We start from the raw sequence: 1,225 nt of genomic DNA, 5'->3' as shown, positions 1-1,225 counted from the left end.
TAACAAGAGACTATGGCGTCAATAGCTAATTTCATATTTTTGGCGCTTCCCACATTACACCATCTCTTAGCATTGAATTCAGTGTTACAACCATCTTTCTAATACAGGCAATAATGGCTACTTTCTTTGGTTTTCCGGCTGCGACTAAACGTTGGTAAGTTGCTTTGAAAACAGGATTTGATTGTATGGCTGACATCATTGCCATATACAAAACTGTCCTGACCTGATGCCGTCCACCTTGTATCTTTCTTTGGCCTTTGAAGCGACCACTTTCCTTATTCATTGGTGCAACACCAACTAATGAACTCGCTTCTTTATTATTAATATATCCGAGTTCTGGTAGGTTACTGATAATTGAAGCTGCGGCTATTTTACCTATCCCTTTCATGCTTTGTAGAATGACATTTTTGGCTTGGCTGATTTATTACGAGAAGCGGGTTGGACTCGATGAGTTTAACTATTTTAGTTTCTATCTTTTCTATCTGATTTTTAAATACAGTTAAGATAGGTTTGATGGTCACCGCAAGCTCTTTCGGCAGAATTTGCAGCCTGTTCTTCTCCATCGTTTGCATCGCCATAATTTGATTACGTCTTGAGACTAAATCGCTCATAGCCTGCATGATGTCAGGCTTTAAAGTAGATAGCTTAGGCTTAATCGCATCGCCATAGTGGGCGATGAGCTGCGCATCGAGCTTGTCTGTTTTAGCTTTTTGACCAATGGCACCAGCAAATCGTTTTATGTGTATTGGGTTCGCAATAACGAAGGGAAGGTTTGCTTCAGCACAGGCCATAATAAATGGCATTTCTAAGCGACCTGTTGCTTCAATAACGATGCGTTCAGGATGGTGTTTCTTGATTAAGTTAACAGCTTCTTTAATTCCTTTCTCATCGTTTTTGACGGTGAAAAAGATATCGAGAGGTCGGATATATATATCGAGCTGAAACTTACCCGTATCGACACCGATGTTAATGTTTTGATTAGTTTTTGAATTCATAATAAGCTAACTCTTGCTTGCAAATGCGGGTTCGAGACCCAGTAGACTATTCGAGTGTTTTGCTTGGAGTCCTTTGTCGCGTTCTTTCTTGTTATCGGTCTCTCAATAGAGGAGCCAGCAATCAATCGAACTACGACAAGGAAAGCTTTAGTTGCAGCTAAAGCCTGGGTCTCACATTACCCGAAACAGGGAAGTATTTGTAAATTAGGTGGGTTTATTATCCATACAAG

1 pseudogene is annotated in these 1,225 nt (G+C 40.2%); it reads right to left on the bottom strand.

What is annotated here, in order from left to right:
- Positions 1-31: 31 nt before the first annotated feature.
- Positions 32-995: pseudogene (locus tag J8L86_RS20985) on the bottom strand (IS110 family transposase).
- Between the last annotated feature and the right edge of the window lie 230 nt (positions 996-1,225).

It is taken from the genome of Shewanella sp. MMG014 (genome assembly GCF_018100775.1).
GTDB lineage: Bacteria > Pseudomonadota > Gammaproteobacteria > Enterobacterales > Shewanellaceae > Shewanella > Shewanella japonica.
The sequence above is the reverse complement of the archived record's forward strand: the minus strand, read 5'-3'. Positions and strand labels throughout refer to the sequence as shown.